At 47.6% G+C, this 17,993-nt stretch carries 14 protein-coding genes; 4 read left to right on the top strand and 10 right to left on the bottom strand.

Going from position 1 to position 17,993, the window contains the following annotated elements:
• Positions 1 to 26 precede the first annotated feature (26 nt).
• Positions 27 to 1,430 (bottom strand): ATP-binding protein, encoded by a 1,404-nt coding sequence (locus tag DXN05_RS13760; protein ID WP_116847840.1) that lies wholly within the window; start codon positions 1,428 to 1,430, stop codon positions 27 to 29.
• 375 nt (positions 1,431 to 1,805) lie between these two features.
• Between DXN05_RS13760 and DXN05_RS13755 the strand changes: the two genes are divergently transcribed.
• From DXN05_RS13755 to DXN05_RS13740, 4 genes are all read left to right on the top strand, one after another.
• Positions 1,806 to 2,018 (top strand): hypothetical protein, encoded by a 213-nt coding sequence (locus DXN05_RS13755; protein WP_116847839.1) that lies wholly within the window; start codon positions 1,806 to 1,808, stop codon positions 2,016 to 2,018.
• Between the two features lie 71 nt (positions 2,019 to 2,089).
• Positions 2,090 to 2,305, top strand: a complete 216-nt coding sequence (locus DXN05_RS13750) for a hypothetical protein (RefSeq protein ID WP_116847838.1) — start codon at positions 2,090 to 2,092, stop codon at positions 2,303 to 2,305.
• A 293-nt stretch (positions 2,306 to 2,598) separates the two neighbouring features.
• A complete protein-coding gene (locus DXN05_RS13745) occupies positions 2,599 to 2,961 on the top strand; it encodes a hypothetical protein (RefSeq protein ID WP_116847837.1) in 363 nt (120 codons plus the stop codon).
• A gap of 38 nt (positions 2,962 to 2,999) precedes the next feature.
• Entirely contained in the window at positions 3,000 to 3,245 is a 246-nt protein-coding gene (locus tag DXN05_RS13740) for a hypothetical protein (RefSeq protein WP_116847836.1), read from the top strand.
• Between the two features lie 76 nt (positions 3,246 to 3,321).
• On the opposite strand, the gene DXN05_RS13735 is transcribed toward DXN05_RS13740, so the two are convergent.
• From DXN05_RS13735 to DXN05_RS13695, 9 genes are all read right to left on the bottom strand, one after another.
• On the bottom strand, positions 3,322 to 4,551 hold the full coding sequence (locus DXN05_RS13735; protein WP_116847835.1) for a glycoside hydrolase family 5 protein: 1,230 nt from the start codon (positions 4,549 to 4,551) through the stop codon (positions 3,322 to 3,324).
• Between the two features lie 176 nt (positions 4,552 to 4,727).
• Positions 4,728 to 5,729 carry a C40 family peptidase gene (locus tag DXN05_RS13730; RefSeq protein WP_158559247.1) on the bottom strand — a complete coding sequence of 334 codons (1,002 nt, stop codon included), beginning with the start codon at positions 5,727 to 5,729 and terminating at the stop codon, positions 4,728 to 4,730.
• Between the two features lie 43 nt (positions 5,730 to 5,772).
• Entirely contained in the window at positions 5,773 to 7,206 is a 1,434-nt protein-coding gene (locus DXN05_RS13725; protein WP_116847833.1) for a SusD/RagB family nutrient-binding outer membrane lipoprotein, read from the bottom strand.
• A gap of 10 nt (positions 7,207 to 7,216) precedes the next feature.
• Positions 7,217 to 10,675: a SusC/RagA family TonB-linked outer membrane protein gene (locus tag DXN05_RS13720; RefSeq protein WP_245975210.1), complete on the bottom strand. Its 3,459-nt coding sequence runs from the start codon at positions 10,673 to 10,675 to the stop codon at positions 7,217 to 7,219.
• A gap of 90 nt (positions 10,676 to 10,765) precedes the next feature.
• Positions 10,766 to 11,932 carry a FecR family protein gene (locus DXN05_RS13715; RefSeq protein ID WP_116847831.1) on the bottom strand — a complete coding sequence of 389 codons (1,167 nt, stop codon included), beginning with the start codon at positions 11,930 to 11,932 and terminating at the stop codon, positions 10,766 to 10,768.
• Positions 11,933 to 12,065: 133 nt separating this feature from the next.
• Entirely contained in the window at positions 12,066 to 12,659 is a 594-nt protein-coding gene (locus DXN05_RS13710) for an RNA polymerase sigma-70 factor (protein ID WP_158559246.1), read from the bottom strand.
• 248 nt (positions 12,660 to 12,907) lie between these two features.
• Complete coding sequence (locus DXN05_RS13705) at positions 12,908 to 13,732, bottom strand: CheR family methyltransferase (RefSeq protein WP_116847829.1); 825 nt, start codon at positions 13,730 to 13,732, stop codon at positions 12,908 to 12,910.
• Positions 13,733 to 13,742: 10 nt separating this feature from the next.
• On the bottom strand, positions 13,743 to 14,108 hold the full coding sequence (locus DXN05_RS13700; RefSeq protein ID WP_116847828.1) for a response regulator: 366 nt from the start codon (positions 14,106 to 14,108) through the stop codon (positions 13,743 to 13,745).
• 202 nt (positions 14,109 to 14,310) lie between these two features.
• The gene (locus DXN05_RS13695) at positions 14,311 to 17,937 is read right to left on the bottom strand and encodes a response regulator (protein ID WP_116847827.1); all 3,627 of its coding nucleotides are present in this window, start codon (positions 17,935 to 17,937) and stop codon (positions 14,311 to 14,313) included.
• Positions 17,938 to 17,993 lie beyond the last annotated feature (56 nt).

Raw genomic sequence — 17,993 nt, 5'->3', positions numbered from 1 at the left:
ATGGTAATCCGTTAATAAAATGCCCGCTATTGCAGGTGAATAGGAAAACACAACGTAAACGAAGTGCTCCCCGGTTGCGATCGCAAACGCACTGTACCCTTGTGCTGGCGCATAATGCGGTTTACAATATCCAATCCAAGCCCTGTACCCTTTCCAACTTCCTTGGTGGTGAAAAACGGATCAAAAACATTGGCCAGTATCTCCTGCGGTATACCCGGACCATTGTCGTTAATGGTTACTTCAATAAACTCATTGTCCTGTTGCGTGGTAATGCGCAGCACCCCCTCTTTGTTTACGGCCATGGCATCAATCGCATTGTCAATGATATTGGTCCACACCTGGTTTAACTCACCGGGATAAGCATCCAGCTGCGGCAACGTTAAATCAAAGTGTTCTTCTACAGTAACATTGCCCTTGCGCAATTTGTAATCAAGCATGGTCAGTGTATTACGCAGGCCCGTATGAATATCAGTGGGCTGCAGGTTGCCGTCACGATCCATCTGCGTATAATTCTTCACCGAGTTTACCAGGTTGCTGATGCGCTCCGATGCTTCCCTGATATCCGCCGCCATTTTTAATGCTACCGCTCCATTGTTCATCCACTGCAACAGCAGGGGCAGGTATTGTACGGGCGCGCAAGCCTTTATTTCATCAAGATCTGCTGTTGCAATGCCTGCCTCCGCAAAGTTGGCGCTCAGTTCACCTGCATTTACATCCAGCTCCTCCTCTTCCATCCAGTTATACAAAGCATCTTCTACTGCAGCCTGCTCCAGCATGCTTTTTATCTGCATGGGGCGGTTGCACAATAAGGTGTTGATCTTTTTATCGAGTGTTTCTACCTGTTCGGCAGTAAGCTGTAACTGGCTCAGCGGCTTAAACAATTCTGTCAGTAACTCCACCTGTGTTTGCAGCAAACCGGAAGTGCGCGCAATGGCGGCAGCAGGGTTATTTAATTCATGCGCAAGCCCTGCGGAGAGCTTGCCCAATGAGATCATTTTTTCCGTCTGCTGCTGAAATGCTGTATAGTCACGCACACGGTTGGTCATAACACCTACCAGGGCTGCAGTTAATTCGTAGTGCAGCTTAATGGCTTCGCGGATAATGGGCCCGGGGATGCTTAAAAAGTGCGACCGCTGCAGAATTTCACAGGTAAGCTTCACTGTTACCAGTCTTGAAAAAGGCAGGTAACCCGCCACATGCGCTTTATCATACACATACACCTCGCGCAATACACCTTGCTGCATAGCGCACAAACGTATTTTACCTTCCAGGAATACATGGGTTTTATCCAGGTGATCGCCGATGGAGAACAGTTTATCTCCTTTCTCCAGCCAATATTCCTCACCCTGGTCAATCAGCCATTGCAGTTGCGGCGCAGGCACATCTGCCAGGGCTTCTATCTGTTGTAGTTGTTCTATCGTAACAGCCATAATATTTTGTTGATAACGAACCGACGGGGAATACCTGTAATTTACTCAATCCAACGCAATGCCAGTCACATTCATTATAAGCCGGCAATTATATCAATAAATGGTAATAATCAGGGGCTTGTGTTTTCATTTCACCAAAGAAAACACCATTTGAACAACAGAAACAGGTAATCGGCTATCGTATATTGATTGTTTAATTGTTTGCTGGTTCCATTGTTTAACGGTTTTCCTTCCTGCGACATCTTCGCACCTTGTCCGATACCCGGCATTCCTTGTTCTTTATTCGATATTCCCGGGCTTCGTGACATATTTCCACACCAACCCAATCCACTATGGCAGAGTAATTGGGAGAAGTAGGTAATAAAAATTGAACTTATGAAAACACTATTACTCGCCTCCCTCCTGGCTGCCGGTGTATGGGCAACCAGCTGCGGCAATGGCAACAATGAAAAAACCGGGTCAGATTCAGCTTCGTCTACATCGTTTCCTTCAGACACTACCAAAATGAACAGCTCGCCACCTGATTCTACCCGTGACAGTTCCAGTTCAACATTGCACGATACCAGTTTAACCAAACCACATCCTTAGCAATAATGGATGATACCATAGGCCGCGGACCATTTGGTTTCGCGGCTTTTTTCATTATTTAAACCTGTTGTATGTTAGCCGATTTGTCCAATACATTGATGAATATCTTCCTGGTGCTGGGCCTGGTATGGCTGGTGGTACTGATTGCCGCAATTGTTAGCCTGTACAGGCGAACAGATATGTTGATGCCGGTAAAACTGTTCTGGGCAATCATCCTGCTTGTGGCACCGGTTATCGGGCTGCTTTTTTACGTGGTAGTGACCACAAAAAAGCGGCGTTTGCGGTAGCGTTACCCAAATGTGCGGAAAAAAAGCATCACTCCGGATACAGTACAATGCAGCGCCTGCATTATAAACAAAATTAATATCACAGCATTTGCAGGCAATTCCACCGGTTTTTGACCCGCCACCACACTATGGCAGGATTCTGGAAATAGTTTCAATGCAGCCGGCCCCGTAAGACCGGCAGCTATTTGAAAAACACCAATAGTTGTAACCTACGAAAAGCATCAAGAATTTGAAAGCCGGATGAACCTGTAGTTGATCCGGCTTTTTTAAAGCCCATTTTTAAACCAATAGTGATGGAAAATATAATCACCACCTACAACCGTATTAAAACAACCCAGTTCAGGGAACACAGCGATTTATTAAAACTCCGTCTCACACTGCTTGAAGTGATGAGCCATTTTTCGAAAGAATATCAAAAAGTTTCAAACCCGGTAATGCGCCACCACATTTATGTTACGTTTTACCGTTTGGAAAGCGTGTACAAGAAAACAGTCACCACACTCTGGCACACACCACTGCATTTCAAAAAAACAAAACGAGACACGCTGCAGCACATCAGCAACTTTTTAAACAAGGCCGAGCACCTCGATACAAAAATGGAATACCGCATGCAACCGCAGTCTGCTGCCACAGGCATGCAGGTGGCGCTTGCCTAGGCCGTAATTTCTATGCATCTTGCAGGTAATTACCGCATATGGAAGATCCGTTTTTATTGCCAGTTACCTACAAGGGTACACAATTACAGTTAGAAGCGCAGCTGCAGGTACGTGGTTACACGCATCGTTTTGAAGTATTGGTCAACGGCAACGCCGTTTATTTTGAAACCGACGAAGAAGGGGAATACCGCGCCATTGCCGTAAATCCCATTACCGATCATACACCGCCTGATACCGGTTTACTTATTGCCATTGCTGAAGCCATTAAAGCCGTACTGGCTTAACAGCACAGCGTTTGCAACAAAAAGCCCATGCAAATGAATCACCTGCATGGGCTTTTTGCATATATACCTGGCTGTGCTACTCTCCCAGTCCAAGCGCTGCGATATACCCCTTGTTCGGTGTACAGTTTTCAAACCGGCAGTTCACCAGTAATGCAGCCAGTGCTGCGTGTATTTTAGCGCGATCTTCCGGTGCAGCCTTACGCAGGTCGGCAAAAGTAGTGCGTGTTGATTGGGCGTATTGAATAACGAGATCGTATAAATCCGGTTGTTTAAATTCGGCAATGCCCTTTACATTGTCCATTTTTTTATAGGGCCAATAATGCCACCCGATATTGTTTTTCTCCAGCAATACCCTGAACGATTTTATCCAGGCATCGGTATTCTCTCCTGTTTCGCCTATATAAATGGGCACATTGTATTTATCCCTGAAATCAATGTATTCCTGTATTACATTTTGTGTGGTATCACTCCAGTACTTGTGAAAAGTGTATACCAGCTTTTTATCAAACGGGGCGCCGAATATTTTGAAGTTCGAATCCCACTGCGCACCACCCAGGAACAGCAGGTGATTGCCATCCACGCTGCGTACTGCGGCAGTAATTTTTTTGTATACCGGCTCCAGCTTAGGATTCAGGTAGCTGGTGTTGAAGTAATGCGCAATGGGCTCGTTCAGCAAATCGTAACCGATAATCGTAGTTTCATTTCGGTAGTGTGCGGCAATCTTTTTCCAGATATCAGCCGTTTGCTGCTGGCTTTCTTCACTGTCGAATAAAAACGGGTAGCCATAACTGTCATCGATATTATCGCCGGTTTGTCCGCCCGGCGCGCAGTGCATATCCAGTATCACATACAAACCTGCTTCCTTACACCAGCCAATCACACGGTCAAGCAGTACAAACCCGCGCTGGTCATCGTTGGATGCCAGGTAATCTTCTTTGGTAAACAGGCGGTAATTAAACGGGATGCGGATGGAATTCATCCCCAGCTTTTTGAGGTATTGTATATCTGCACGGGTAATATAATTATTAAGATATTGCTGCCAGAAAAGCCTTGCAGAATCGCGGCCTATCAGCTCCATAATGGTTTCGTTGATGAGCCTGGGCGCGCTGATATCACCCAGTTTCAGCATATACCCTTCAGGCACCAGCCAGTTACCGAGATTGATTCCTTTCATCAGGAATGGCTTTCCCTTCTGGTCAACAATCTCCTTACCCTTTACATTAAAAAAGCCGTTTGAAGGCGTTTGTGCATGCGCAGCAAAAGCAGTCAGCGCAAATGCAACAATCGTTAGCAGTTGTTTATACATGGCAATCTTTATCGCAAATCTAAGGGGAATTTGGATTGATGGGTGAATGGATTAATGGCAAAAAAATGCCCGCAGTCGCAACCACGGGCATTCAAAAAAGATTCGCAAAGTCACTCACGAATCGAACTCGCTACGATCATCTCGATTCTCGACTGTCGATTCTCGATTCCTCTTTCTCACTGATAGTACGGATGCGCCTCCACGCGCGTTACCGCATTTGTTCCAATCGCCGTAAGCATGCGCCTTGCGCTTACCAGGCGCTCATATTCCCGCGCATCAAAATCAGGCGCTCCGGGCACAATACTGTTCACCCGCACCATGCCTGCTGCCTGTATAAAACGGCCACCACCCATGTAAATGGCCGTATGAATCACATGCTGTTGCGGCGTACCTTTTTTTACGGCAAAGAACAACAGATCGCCGGCCTGCAGGTTTCGCAGGCATTTGCTGTTGCTGATGGTATCATGTTCGGTAATATCAACCGGCTCACCTACCAATGCCTGCTGTGAAGCATCGCGGGGAAGTACAATGCCATTGAGATAATAACAGCTCTTGGTAAAACCACTGCAATCCACCCCCTTCACCGAAGTGCCGCCCCAGAGATAGGGAACACCCGTAAAACGCTGCGCAGTAGCCAGTATGGCCGCTGCATCGGGATTTTTGCGCGCTACCCATTGTGTATAAGGCATCGTTTCTTTTACCGGTACATAACCGGTGCGATTGTCGGGAAACTGTACCTGGTAGTAACGCCTTTTTTTACGCAGCACGCGCAGTATATCACCTGCTACCAGGTCAGATACCTGTGCGCCATGCTTGTTCGGTGCATCCAGTACATAACCATACCCGGCTGTGTATACAATTTTATCCGCATGCAGCCATGCCTTCAATGCAGTAGTATCAAGCAGCTGCACGCCGCTCATTTCCGTGTACGACACATAGCCATCGGGCGTGCGTACCTGGTAATAACCTTTGTCTTTACGCAGAATCTGAACAGGCGTACCCAGCAATGTTTGCGTCACCATCTCTGCCCGCTGATCGGGTGTTAAGCGGTTATTGCACACAGAAAGGGTTACTACGCCACCGGCAATGGGTGCCGGCACACTATCTTTAACGGATTGTGCACCGGCGCCTGCCAGGTGAAAAATGAACAGTGCTGCTAACCAACATTGTTTTCTCATGTAAGGGGAATATTTATTGCCAGTTTCGTTGTGCTGTTGTTTACTATTGTTTGTCCCACCACACACGGCCATTCAGGTCATCTTTGCCATTTAAACCCGGCTGCTCATCAATCGCTTTTTTATAGTTAGCCGTATTGATATTGGGTTCTGTAGTTGGATAACCCTGTCTTCTGGGAACAGGCTGGTTGTTGTTATTGGGTGCAGGTTGCAATTCAGGATAACCGGTTCTGCGCCACTCTGCCCAGGCCTCGTAGCCGTTCATGTACAAATGTACCCAGCGCTGGTAACCGATTTGTTTTAATGCATTGGCTGCGTCATAAGCAATAGCGTCGTGCGATTTGTATGCGCCCACACCGGTAGTATCACCATTGTTCCATTGCGCTACCGAAGCCGTAATAGCTGCATTGTAGTCAGCCGCCGCAGTAGCATCACCACCGCTGATCCAGCCTTTTTTAGCAGCCTCTGCCTGTGCCAGCAACAACTCGCCATAAGTAACCAGGTAAGAAGGTGCATCCTGTTTGCGGATAGCAGCACCAAGGTACGATACATCGGCAGGTGCATAACCGGCGGCAGCATTGGCATCCAGCCCGTACGGCAAGCCCACGTACGCACCGTCTTCATTGGGGTCAGCATAAGTACTCAAACGAGGATCGCCATAGGGTTTCATGTAATTCACCAGCGGCTCGCTGATGCAATACCACAAACGGTTTTGAATGCTGAATACATAGTACCAGTAGTTCTGGTTGGCTGTTTCAGCGATATGCCTGTACACCCAGTTGTCGTCATTACCGGTAAAGCCGCCATTGGCATAGGCATCGGCGAATTCTGCCTGCGCAATATCCGGCGTTATTTTGCTGAGGCGTTGTGCAACCAGCATACGCAGCGTATTGGCCAGCTTGCGCCATTTATCCATATCTCCGCCGTACATAATATCACCTGCCACACCGGCGCCATTGTCTATCTGCGCTGCTGCTTCTTTCAGCTCTTTCAGCAAATCGGTGTATATAGATTGCTGTGTATCGTATACAGGTGTGTAGTTCTTCTCACCCGCCAGTGCCTCTTTATAAGGCAAATCACCCCAACGGTCGGTAGCATGCCAGAAGAAATAAGCTTTGAGTATACGCGCTACAGCCAGCTGGTTGTTTTTAGAGCCGTACTGGTCGTTAAGAATATTGCTGTTCAGTATCAGGTTCAGGTTCATGAGCGGACCTGTATAAATCCAGTAATAATCGTAGTTCACCGTTGTATAACGCGATGCATCGGTATATATCTTTTCAGAGAGTTGCTGTGCAAACAATATCCCGTAAGGCGATTCCGTTGTGTACTGCAGCTGCGTTTCAGCATACGTGAGCAGTGTAGCATTGGAGGTGTTGGTGGGATAGTTCGGACTTACATTAATATTGTCATCAAACTTGGTGCAACTGTGCAGCAGTGAAATGGAAACAAGTGCTGCCAGGCTGTATCTGAATTTTTTCATTGCTGCTGTTTTAAAAGTTAACGTTTAAGCTGATACCATAAGAACGGGTTGTAGCCAGCTGACCGGTTTCAAGCCAGTTAAGCGATGAGGAGCCGGTGGCCAGTTCTGCAGGGTTAAGTCCTTTCGGCGCTTTCTGGTGAATCATAAACGGATTGCGTGCAATAAACGCAAGGTTGATGCTTTTAAAAGGAAGGCCGGTGTATTGCGCTTTGCTGAAAGTGTAACCCAGTCTTATTTCACGCATGCGGATATAGGTGGCGTCGTACAGCCAGTTCTCATAAATTTTTGTACCAAGCGTGTTGCGGTAGTAGTTGCGTGCATCCACATAAGCCGTTACTTCCTGGCCTGTTGCTGCAGAAATGCCATTTACTTTTACACCGCCGCCATCTGCCAGCGGGTCGCGCACATTGTGCCCTTTGTCGTTCATCGCCGCTGTAATCGCTGCCTGGCCCGATTTCACGCTCAGCATCTGTGTCCAGCTGAAGAACTGTCCGCCGCTCTGGAAATCGATCATAGCACCCAGGTCAAAGTTTTTATAGGTAAAGGTATTCTGCCAGCCGCCGGTAAACTTGGGCAGTACCGAGCCAAAGTTATGGGTGGTATTGTACAGCGGCAGGTTAGCTGCATCCAGCAGTATTTTACCACTTTTCGGATCACGCTGGTAAGCGCTGCCTACCAGTGTACCAAAGGGTTCACCCACATTGGCGTTCAGGTATACGCTGAAACCGGAATAAGTATTCATATCCAGCTGCAGGGTATTTAAACCGGGATACAGCGATACGATTTTGTTTTTGTTGCGGTTAAAATTGAGGCTGCTGTTCCAGCTGAAATCTTTTGTTTTTACCGGGTAGCCACCCAGGGTAAACTCCACGCCATTGTTGGTTATTTCACCGGCATTAATTACTGCAGCGCTGTAACCGCTTCCGCCGGGTACATCTACTGTTAATACCTGGTTTTTATTCACCTGTTTGTAGTAAGTGGCATTCAGCGATAAACGGTCTTTAAAGAAACGCAGCTCAAGCCCGCCCTCATAAGCCGTGCCCAGTGAGGGTTTCAGGTTGGCATTGTTACGCGTATCGGGCAGGTATACCGGGAAATCGGTGCCGTACGGACTGCCCACTACATAAAAATTATTTGTTTTATAAGCTGCAAGATCTGACCCTGCCTGAGCAAAGCTGGCCCTTACTTTACCAAACGAAAGCGCAGGCAGTTTCAGCAGTTCGCTGAATACAAAGCTTCCCGACACAGATGGATACAGGTAAGCATTGTTATCTGCCGGTAATGCAGAAGAGATATCCCTGCGCAGGCTTGCGTCGAGGAAATAGGTATTGTCCCAGCCCAGTGTTGCTGTAGCATATGCGCTGCGGATATCTTTACGGATCTGGATATTTGAAACCGTAGGCCGTTCAAGCGAATTGGAAATATTGAAGAAGGCAGGTGTAATAAAACCGCCCACAGTCGCCTGGTTCAGCTCAGTATAGTTCTGTGTAAGAATATTACCACCAACGTTTGCAGCAAGCGAGAATTTACCAAACTGTTTGGTGTACTGCGCCATCAGTTCATAGTTCATTTCCTTATTCTGGAATTTGCTGATAGCGAAGCTGGGCAGGTAACGGCCACCTTCTGCATTGCGTGTATCAATATTCTGCGTATAAGTATCTTCCCTTACAAAACCGCTCACCTGCAGGCCCGGGATAATGGTATAAGTTAAGCCCACATTGCCAAAGAAGCGGTCACGGTTATCGTGAGAGGGGTTTTCATATGCTTCGAAATAAGGATTGTTCCAGTCAATTGGTTTCGCATTACGCTGTACGCCATCTTCGTCGGGATCATTTACGTTCCACTGGTAAAAAGTACCGTCCGCATATTTGTACTGCTTCAGCTTTTTCATATCCAGCGAGCGTTCAAACCACTGGTAAAAATTTCTTGAACCATTGTAGTATCCCTGCGAAGGACGCTGGCCCTTGTTCTGCGCATAGTTGAAGCTGGTTGTAACTACCAGGTTGGTGGCCAGGTTCAGCGAGCCATTGAAGGTAAGGTTGTTTCTTCTCAGGTAAGTGTTCGGTTCAATACCGCGTATATCGGTGTTGTTGTACGACAGGCGGAAGGTGCTTGCCTGTGAACCGCCCGACATAGAAATGCTGTTGTTAATGGTATGGCCTGTAACAAACCAGTCTTTGATATTATCGGGATGTGGTACAAACGGTGTGGCTTTACCAAAATCAGGATCTGCCTGGTAAAAGCTGTATTGCTGACGTACCAGGGTGCCGTCCATTTTAGGGCCCCAGCTTTCATCCCAGGTGCCATCTACATAAGGCGTGGCAACACCATTGATTTTTACGGTAGCAAAAGTAAGTTTCGAACCGGCACCATATGTATTCTGCAGCGGCAGAAAGTTGCCGGCTTTTTCCAGTGAAAAGGCTGAGCTGAGATTAACCACCGGGGCTTTGGCATTTTTGCTGCCCTTCTTTGTGGTGATCATCACCACGCCGTACTGGCCACGCAAGCCATATAAGGCAGAGGCGGCAGGGCCTTTCAGCACATTGACAGATTCAATATCATCGGGGTTAATGTCCTGCGAAAGGTTACCGTAATCAGGACCGTTTTTACCGGCAAAGTTTCCGTCAGAGATCGGTGTATTGTCTACCACAATCAATGGCTGGCCATCACCCGTCAGCGAGTTCATACCGCGAATCTGAATTTTCTGCGTACCACCCATGCTGGCGCCGGATGAGCCGGACAATTGCACGCCGGCAATTTTACCTGCCAGCGAACCAATGGCATTCTGTTCTTTGGTAAGGGTGAGGTTGTCACCTTTTACGGCCTGTGAAGAATAACCCAGTGACCGGTCTTTACGCGTAATACCCAGCGCCGTTACTACTACTTCATTCAATTTATTCTGATCTGCCTCCAGCGTAATAATCATGGGTATGGTACCGGTTGCCTGCAGTTGCTGGGTCTTATAACCAACATAACTGAATTCCAGCTGTACATCCGCCTTGGGCGCCTTAATGGTAAATACACCGCGGTTATCGGTCTGTGTCTGCATCGAATAGCCGGTAAGCCTGATAGATACACCAGCCAAAGGCAGTGATTTATCATCCTGCACCTTACCCTTTATAATTACGGACGAATCAGCCACGGCTTCAAACACAGCAGGGGTCGCCTGTTTGGCCGGTTGTTTCTTTTTAATAACAATGTTCTTTTCAACAATCTGGTATTCCAGCCCCTGGTCTTTAAAGCACAGGTTTAACACCTGCTGCAAAGAGGCGTGCTGCACGTGCACATCCACTTTGGCATTCAGCTCCAGTGTCTGGTCGTACAGAAAAAAATACCCGCTTTGTTTTTCTATTTCACCCATCAGCTTCTTCAGCGGCACCTTGCTGGCTGTAAGTGAAATTTCCTGCGTAAGGCCTTTGGCGCTAACCTGCAGGCAGGCCATGCAGAGCAGGAAGGCAATTATTCTCATTACTCTGCAGCCCTTGGCTGTTAGAACTTCCTTTTGCGGAAGCGTTTTTCCATGTAGTTGTCGTTGCATAATAAGTAGCAGTTATATTGTTTATGGCAATACCACCAGGTTCCGGTTTTCAATTTTAAAATGTACATCACTGGCCTGTAACACAGCGAGCGCCTGTGCCAGTGTATAGTTGCGCCAGATGCGGCCTTCAAAGCGGTGCTCGGGTATTTTTCCTTCGTAGCTCACCTGCACATCGTACCAGCGGCTCAGCGCACGCATTACGGTTTGCACATCATCGCCATGAAAAGAAAAGATGCCGTTCTTCCAGGCTACTGCATCTTCTGTATCTGCTGCTTTCACGTGTATGCCGCCATTATTGTCCGCTGCGCCTTCTTCACCGGGCTTTAATATGTTTTGCCCCGAGGCCGAGCTTATTTTCACGGCTCCCTGTAACAAAGTAGTACGTGTGCCTGTTTCATCGGGGTAAGCGTTGATGTTGAAATGTGTACCCAGCACATCTACCGAAATATTATTCACTTTCACTTTAAACGGCGTTGTTGCTGCCGCTACTTCAAAATAACCTTCGCCAGAAAGTTCCACCTCGCGCTCCGTTGCCGGGAATGCTGCCGGGAAACGCAGTGTAGATGCGGCGTTCAGCCATACCTTGCTGCCATCGGGCAATACTACCTGGTACTGGCCCCCGCGTGGTGTGGAAATGGTGTTGAACAATGATTGCTTACCGCTGCCTCCTGCGGTATTGTATGCCAGCTGGCCATTACCCAGTTTAATCACTTTGGTATTGCCCTGTTGGGTTAAGGTGCCGTTGCCGGCATCATCCAGCACAATGCTCGATCCATCGGCCAGTGTTAATGTTGCCTTGTTACCGCCCGGCGCCACATCGTGTGTTACTGTTTTCTGTGCCAGCGGCAGTACGGCAGCATGCTTAGGTTTGTATAACAACCACACACCCGTGCTGGCGAGCAATACGCCTGCCACCAGCAAGGCCGCATACCTGCCGCGCAGGCGGCGCTTTCGCATAACAGGTTTATCTTCTGGCTGTACTACCTGTTGAAACATAGCATCAGCAGCACTTTCAGCAAGTGTATGTGTTTGGGGCAGCTCATCGTACAACGCTTCCAGCAAAGCCTGTATCATGGGCGCATTGGCTTCGTCGGCCAAAGCAGCATCCAGTTCCAGTGCTTCTTCACCAGTTAGTTTTTGTTCTATGCGTAGCTGCAGCAATTGCCGCAATCGCTGTTGTTGCATCATAAATTTGGTTGGCTCAGGTCGTAGTCGGGCCCTGTTAGTCTATAGACTACACAACCATGCAGCGAGGGTGGGTAAAAAAGAAAAAAAATTAACAATAAGAAAATACAGTGCACGCAATAATTAAAAAAAGGAATTAAGCCTGCAACCAAAGCAGGAAACATAGCAGCCACATACCCAGGCGGGTATGCATGTAGCGGCGGATAAACTGGAGAGCCTGCTTCATATAATCTTTCACGGTATTTACAGACAGGGCCATACTGCTGGCAATTTCCGTATAAGCCATACCATCTTCCCGGCTCAGCAGGTATACTTTTTTCTGTTGCCCGGGTAATTGGGCAATAGCCTGTTGCAGCATGCCATGGCATTCATTAAATACAACCTGCTGTTCGGTAATGCAATCCGTCAATGGTAAAACGGTGGGTGGCATAGCGGCAAGCGCGAGTTTTTCGCTGGCCATCTTCTTAAGATAAGTGTAAGCAGTATTACGCACCACTACGCGCAGGTAAGCATTAAAATGTGTTACCTCGCGCAATTGAAGGCGGCTTTGCCAGAGCTTCAGAAATACATCCTGCGTAATTTCTTCGGCAACAGCAGTGTGATGGGTTAGCTGCATGGCAAAAGAATATACCTTGTTGCGGTACAACACAAACAGTTCCCTGAATGCGGTTTCGCACCCGGTTGACGTTTGCGTCAGCAGTTCTTTTTCTTTGTAGCCATTCTCCTTCAAAACAGTAGAAATTTTCTTCAGATGCCCCGTGAAGTAGCTAAAATAAGCAACCTGATTTATTTTTCTAAGAAAAAATGCTACCAGTCAACACATCTATTTTATTCTAATGCATTTCTGGGGAATATGGGCTTCATCACCCCTGTGATTCTTGCCTGTTTAAAAAATCCGCTTATAGCTCCGCTATAAACCTTCGCTCCGCTCTTCCTGAAAGCTATCGGCTCGTAGCTTGCGGCTCGAAGCTTGCAGCTTCATTTCACTTTCTTCCAGATCTTCTCCCTGTTCTCTATCTGCCGGTAATGGCCTACAATGGAAGAAAACCGCAGCGTTTCCTTTGAACCCAGCGCCAGGTAGCCGAGTGATTCCAGGCTGGCATCAAATAATTTGAATACTTTATCCTGCAGCACCTTATCAAAATAGATCAGCACATTGCGGCAAATGATCAGCTGAAACTCGTTGAACGAGCTGTCTGAAACCAGGTTGTGTGTGGCCAGTATCATGCGCCGGCTGAGTGTTTCATCAAACTTGGCCCAGTTGTATTGTGCAGTATAATAAGAAGAGAACTCCGACTTTCCGCCGGAGAGAATATAGTTTTCGGAATAATACTTCATTTCACTGATCGGGAAAATACCCTTGCGCGCCTTCTCCAGTGCAACCGGGTTAATGTCTGTGGCATACAACAGTGATTTGTGCAGCAGCCCTGCTTCTTTCAGCAGTATGGCCATTGAATATACCTCCTCGCCTGTTGCGCAGCCTGCATGCCATATTTTTACCGATGGCCGTGTTGCCAGCATGGGCAGCACATAGTTGCGGAGGGTTTTATAAAACGCGGGGTCCCGGAACATCTCGGTTACATTTACCGATATCTGTTCTACAACGCGGCGCAGGTAATCAGGATCGTTTTTAACACGGTAGCGCATTTCAGCAAAACTGGGAAACCGGTCCAGCAAAAACAGCCGGTTAATCCGCCGTTTAATAGAAGCGCGTGCATAGTTGGTAAAATCATACCCGTATGCATCCAGCAGATCGCTCAGCAGCAGCTCCACTTCATCATCCTTCACATAGTTTCCTTCCAAACGATAGTATTTAAAGGTATTTCTGTAATAATGCGGTCAATATATCAACGTCAATAGGTTTGGATATGTATTCATTGGCGCCTGCTTCCAGGCATTTTTCCCGGTCACCGATCATGGCCTGTGCCGTTACGGCAAACACCACCATGCCTGTAGTGGCCGGGTTGCCGCGTATATGCGCAATGGCCTGGTAGCCGTCCATATCGGGCATCATAATATCCAGCAACACCAGTCCTATATTGGGTTGTGTGGCCAGCAGTTGCAGCCCTTCTTCGGCAGCCAGGGCTGAAATACATTGATAGCCCATTGCCTTCAGCACAGCTGTAAGCGCAAAAATATTGCGGGCATCATCATCAATAATCAGTATATGTTTGTCCATATTCGTTTCGCCGCTACCGGCTCTGCAAAACTTTTTAAAAACCAGCTACAAGCTTTAAGCTACTAGCCTGTATTGTAATTCACTATTCAATGCCGTTTAGGTAAGCGTATTTGATATTTTTAACCGCAAAGAACGCAAAGGGAAAACCCACAAAGTTCACAAAGGAACCGTTAACTAAGCGACATTGATTCACTATTCACCATTAAGCCCTTTCATACAACCATACGCGCAGCAGCGACAGCAGCTGATCAATATCCACCGGCTTCGTAATATAATCCGATGCTCCGGCATTGATACATTTCTCCCGGTCGCCCGTCATGGCCTTTGCTGTAACGGCTATCACCGGCAGGTTCTTCCATTTGTATTCAAAACGGATGCGCCGTGTGGTTTCGTAGCCATCCATTTCAGGCATCATCATATCCATCAGCACAATGTCTGTATCCGGGTTTTCGTTCAGCAGCTTCAGCGCTTCCTTACCATCCATAGCGGAAAGTACGTTCATTTTATAACTCTCCAGTGTTTTGGTAAGCGAGAAAATATTGCGCACATCATCATCGGCAATCAGTATTTTCCTGCCCTGCAGCACTTCATTGATAGAACCCAGGTTCTTGTACTTTTTCTTTACCACCTGCTCATTGTTCTTCTCTTCTACCAGGTGCAGGAACAGGGACACCTCATCCAGTATGCGCTGGTATGAATGCGCTGTTTTAATAATAATGGAATCTGCATATTTCTTGATGCGCAGCTCTTCTGCCGCTGAAAGACTTTTACCCGTAAACACGATAATGGGTATGTGTTCCAGCCCCGCGGTCTTCTTCACCGCATCCAGTGTTTCGTAGCCTTTTTGTGCCGGTACGCCCATATCGAGAATGACACAATCTACTTCATTCTTTTGTAAAGATTCGACGCCTTCATTTATGTTGCTCTTCACCTCCAGGTTCAGGTCAAATGTATTGAGGAAATAGGCCAGCGCCTTGGCATGCTTCGCGTTTTCTTCAACAATCAGTACTTTCTTGGGATGATGTGTAAGTACATATTCAATCTTGTTGAAAATTTCCTGCATTTTGTCAAAGGCCACCGGCTTGTTGATAAAGTCAACCGCACCTTTCTGCAGGCTTTCATTCTTCACTTCAAACGATGACATTATATGCACCGGTATCGGCCTGGTCTGCGGATCATTTTTCAGGTCTTCCATTACCTCCCAGCCGTTTTTCACAGGCAGCTGTATATCCAGTAAAATGCCCATGGGCTTGAATTTGCGCGCCAGCTCCACCCCTTCATCACCACGCACGGCAACAATACCCTTGTACCCCTGCTGGTGTGTATAGTCAAGTATGGATTTGGCAAAGTGCGTATCATCTTCAATAATTAATACTACGCGGTCGTCTCCTCCAATGCTGTCGCGGTCATCGGGTATGGCCGCCGGGATAATCGTGGTGGTATAACGGGGATCTTTTGCACGGTCTTTTACTTCTGTTACAGGCGCTGTTGTTTTTTCAGGCTCTGCAGAAGGCAAGGGCGCAAACACTGTGGCAGAGCGGCTTTCACGCGCTGCTTTTTGTGATACAGGTATAATCACGGTAAAGTTGCTGCCTTTCTCCTGCTCACTTTCTATGCGTATTTCCCCGCCCAGCAATTTGGCCAGCTCACGGCTGATAGACAAGCCCAGCCCTGTTCCGCCGTACTTGCGCCTGGTGGAACCATCTGCCTGCTGAAAGGCTTCGAAAATAAGCTGTTGTTTATTGGGCGCAATACCAATACCGGTATCCGCTACCGAAATACTGATCTTATCTGTTGTACCCGGCACTGCCGCAATATTCATGGTAACAGAACCCTTCGAGGTAAATTTAAATGCGTTCGACAGCAGGTTGCGCACAATCTGTTCCAATCGCAGCTGGTCTGTTTCTATATCCGCCGGCAATCCGGCTGCTATGTTGATCCCGAATGCCAGTTTCTTTTCTGTTGCCAGTGGCTGAAACAGGGCGTTCATGTTGGCCGCCAGTGCGGTAAGCGCTACCTGGTGGTATTCCAGGTCCATTTTGCCGGATTCAATTTTGGACAGGTCCAGTATTTCATCAATAAGCGACAGCAGCCCTTTGCCCGAGCTTTGTATTACCTGTGCATATTCTACCTGTTCACCGGAAAGGTTGTTGTTCTTGTTTTCAGACATCAGTCTTGACAACAGCAGGATAGAGTTCAGCGGCGTACGCAGCTCGTGCGACATATTGGCCAGGAATTCCGATTTGTACTTGGTGCTCAGTGCCAGTTCTTCTGCCTGCTGTTGTATTTCGCGGTTGCGGTCAACAATCAGCTGGTTGCGTTCTTCCAGCTGGTGGCTTCTTTCTTCCAGTTCCTGGTTGGCCTGCAGCAGTTCTTCCTGCTGTACACGCAGCTCTTCGTCAGATGCCTGCAGCTTCTGCGCCTGCAGTTCCAGTTCGGTATTCAGGTTTTCCAGCTCACTGTGTTGTGATTGCAGCTCTTCTGCCTGTGACTGTGTTTCTTCCAGCAGCTCCTGCAGCTTTTTCCGGCTTTGCGTGCGGTTTACTACCACGCCAATATTGTGTGCGGCAGATTTCAGGAACTGGATATGCCGTGCTTCAAATGGCTTCACAGCAGCCAGTTCAATCGCACCTTTTACGGTATGACCATCAAATACAGGGAAGGCTATAATCTGCGATGGTTTTATTACACCGGTAGCCAGCTGCACCTGCATGGCATCCGGCGCAATATCGGTGAGTATGATCTCGTGGCGGCTTTCAACACTCTGCCCCAGTAAACCTTCGCCGGGCAGTATAATATTTTTTGCAGTGCCGGGCATAAATGCATAGCTGCTGAAAAAATGCAGTTCTTTTTCTTCCATCACATAAAAAACACCTGCGCTGCATTGGGTATATTCGGCGAGGTAGGTAATCACATCTTTTGTCAGCAGCTCCAGGCTTTTTTCACCAATCATTATCTCGTTCAATGTGGCAATGCCGGTTTGCTGCCATTCGTTTTCAGACAACAGGTTGAACGAGCTTTCCAGTGAACCTGCCATGCGGTTTAACGAGTAGGCAAGGCTGCCCAACCCGTCTTTGCCACTGTCGTTTACACGGGTGGAGTATTCACCGTCAGCAATCTTACCTGCTATTTTATGTACAATATCTATACGGCGGCTGATATCTTCATCTTTGGCCTGCAATTCCAGCTGCAGCCTCAGCCGCTGGTCAAAATCGTTCTGCACACGTGCATAGAAGAATATGGTAATAAGAATGGCAAGTATGGCAGCCACCACGATCAATGGCGGTGTATAACCCGCATAGCGGTTCATAGAGTTGGTACGCACTGTTAACAATCCCTGCTCGCGGCTTTTCATTTCCTCCACTATCAAACGCGCGTTATCCATATACTCCTTACCCTTTTTCAAATCCTGTATATCAATGGTGCGCTTCTCTTTTTCAAGATCAATGGCCTTCTGCAATACCTCTATGCGCTGACTGATGAGTTCTTTCAGCTGTAGCGCCGAGGTTGTTTGCGCAGGGTTATCCAGTGTGAGATCATGCACATCCTGTAAGTACCCCAGTGCTCTTTCCCTTGCGCCTTTATATGGCTCAAGAAAAACATCATCACCGGTGATCAGGTAGCCGCGCTGCCCTGTTTCTGCATCCTTTAAAGTAGACATCACATTATCCAGCCCCTGTATTACTTTATAGGTATGGTTTACCCATTTGGTACTATCCAGCAGGTTACTGATGCTCATGTACGATGCCACCGAGCTCACTACCAGCAGCAGCAGCGAAAGCCCGAAGCCTACAATCAGATTTCTTTTAAAACTCGCTTGTGTATTCATTGTTGTATATACCCTCTGTATAAAATGTTGTTTGATGGCGGTGTTTGTCAGCGGTG

Source organism: Deminuibacter soli (assembly GCF_003412455.1).
GTDB lineage: Bacteria > Bacteroidota > Bacteroidia > Chitinophagales > Chitinophagaceae > Deminuibacter > Deminuibacter soli.
Note: the sequence above shows the minus strand (reverse complement) of the source record. Positions and strands in the feature narration are given on the sequence as shown.

Excerpts from the sequence above, each read along its gene's own strand:
- DXN05_RS13725 (WP_116847833.1), bottom strand. The coding sequence starts at position 7,206 with ATGAAAAAATTCAGATACAGCCTGGCAGCACTTGTTTCCATTTCACTG.
- DXN05_RS13720 (WP_245975210.1), bottom strand. The coding sequence starts at position 10,675 with ATGAGAATAATTGCCTTCCTGCTCTGCATGGCCTGCCTGCAGGTTAGC.
- DXN05_RS13735 (WP_116847835.1), bottom strand. The coding sequence starts at position 4,551 with ATGTATAAACAACTGCTAACGATTGTTGCATTTGCGCTGACTGCTTTT.
- DXN05_RS13760 (WP_116847840.1), bottom strand. The coding sequence starts at position 1,430 with ATGGCTGTTACGATAGAACAACTACAACAGATAGAAGCCCTGGCAGAT.
- DXN05_RS13740 (WP_116847836.1), top strand. The coding sequence starts at position 3,000 with ATGGAAGATCCGTTTTTATTGCCAGTTACCTACAAGGGTACACAATTA.
- DXN05_RS13715 (WP_116847831.1), bottom strand. The coding sequence starts at position 11,932 with ATGATGCAACAACAGCGATTGCGGCAATTGCTGCAGCTACGCATAGAA.
- DXN05_RS13755 (WP_116847839.1), top strand. The coding sequence starts at position 1,806 with ATGAAAACACTATTACTCGCCTCCCTCCTGGCTGCCGGTGTATGGGCA.
- DXN05_RS13745 (WP_116847837.1), top strand. The coding sequence starts at position 2,599 with ATGGAAAATATAATCACCACCTACAACCGTATTAAAACAACCCAGTTC.
- DXN05_RS13695 (WP_116847827.1), bottom strand. The coding sequence starts at position 17,937 with ATGAATACACAAGCGAGTTTTAAAAGAAATCTGATTGTAGGCTTCGGG.
- DXN05_RS13730 (WP_158559247.1), bottom strand. The coding sequence starts at position 5,729 with ATGAGAAAACAATGTTGGTTAGCAGCACTGTTCATTTTTCACCTGGCA.
- DXN05_RS13750 (WP_116847838.1), top strand. The coding sequence starts at position 2,090 with ATGTTAGCCGATTTGTCCAATACATTGATGAATATCTTCCTGGTGCTG.
- DXN05_RS13700 (WP_116847828.1), bottom strand. The coding sequence starts at position 14,108 with ATGGACAAACATATACTGATTATTGATGATGATGCCCGCAATATTTTT.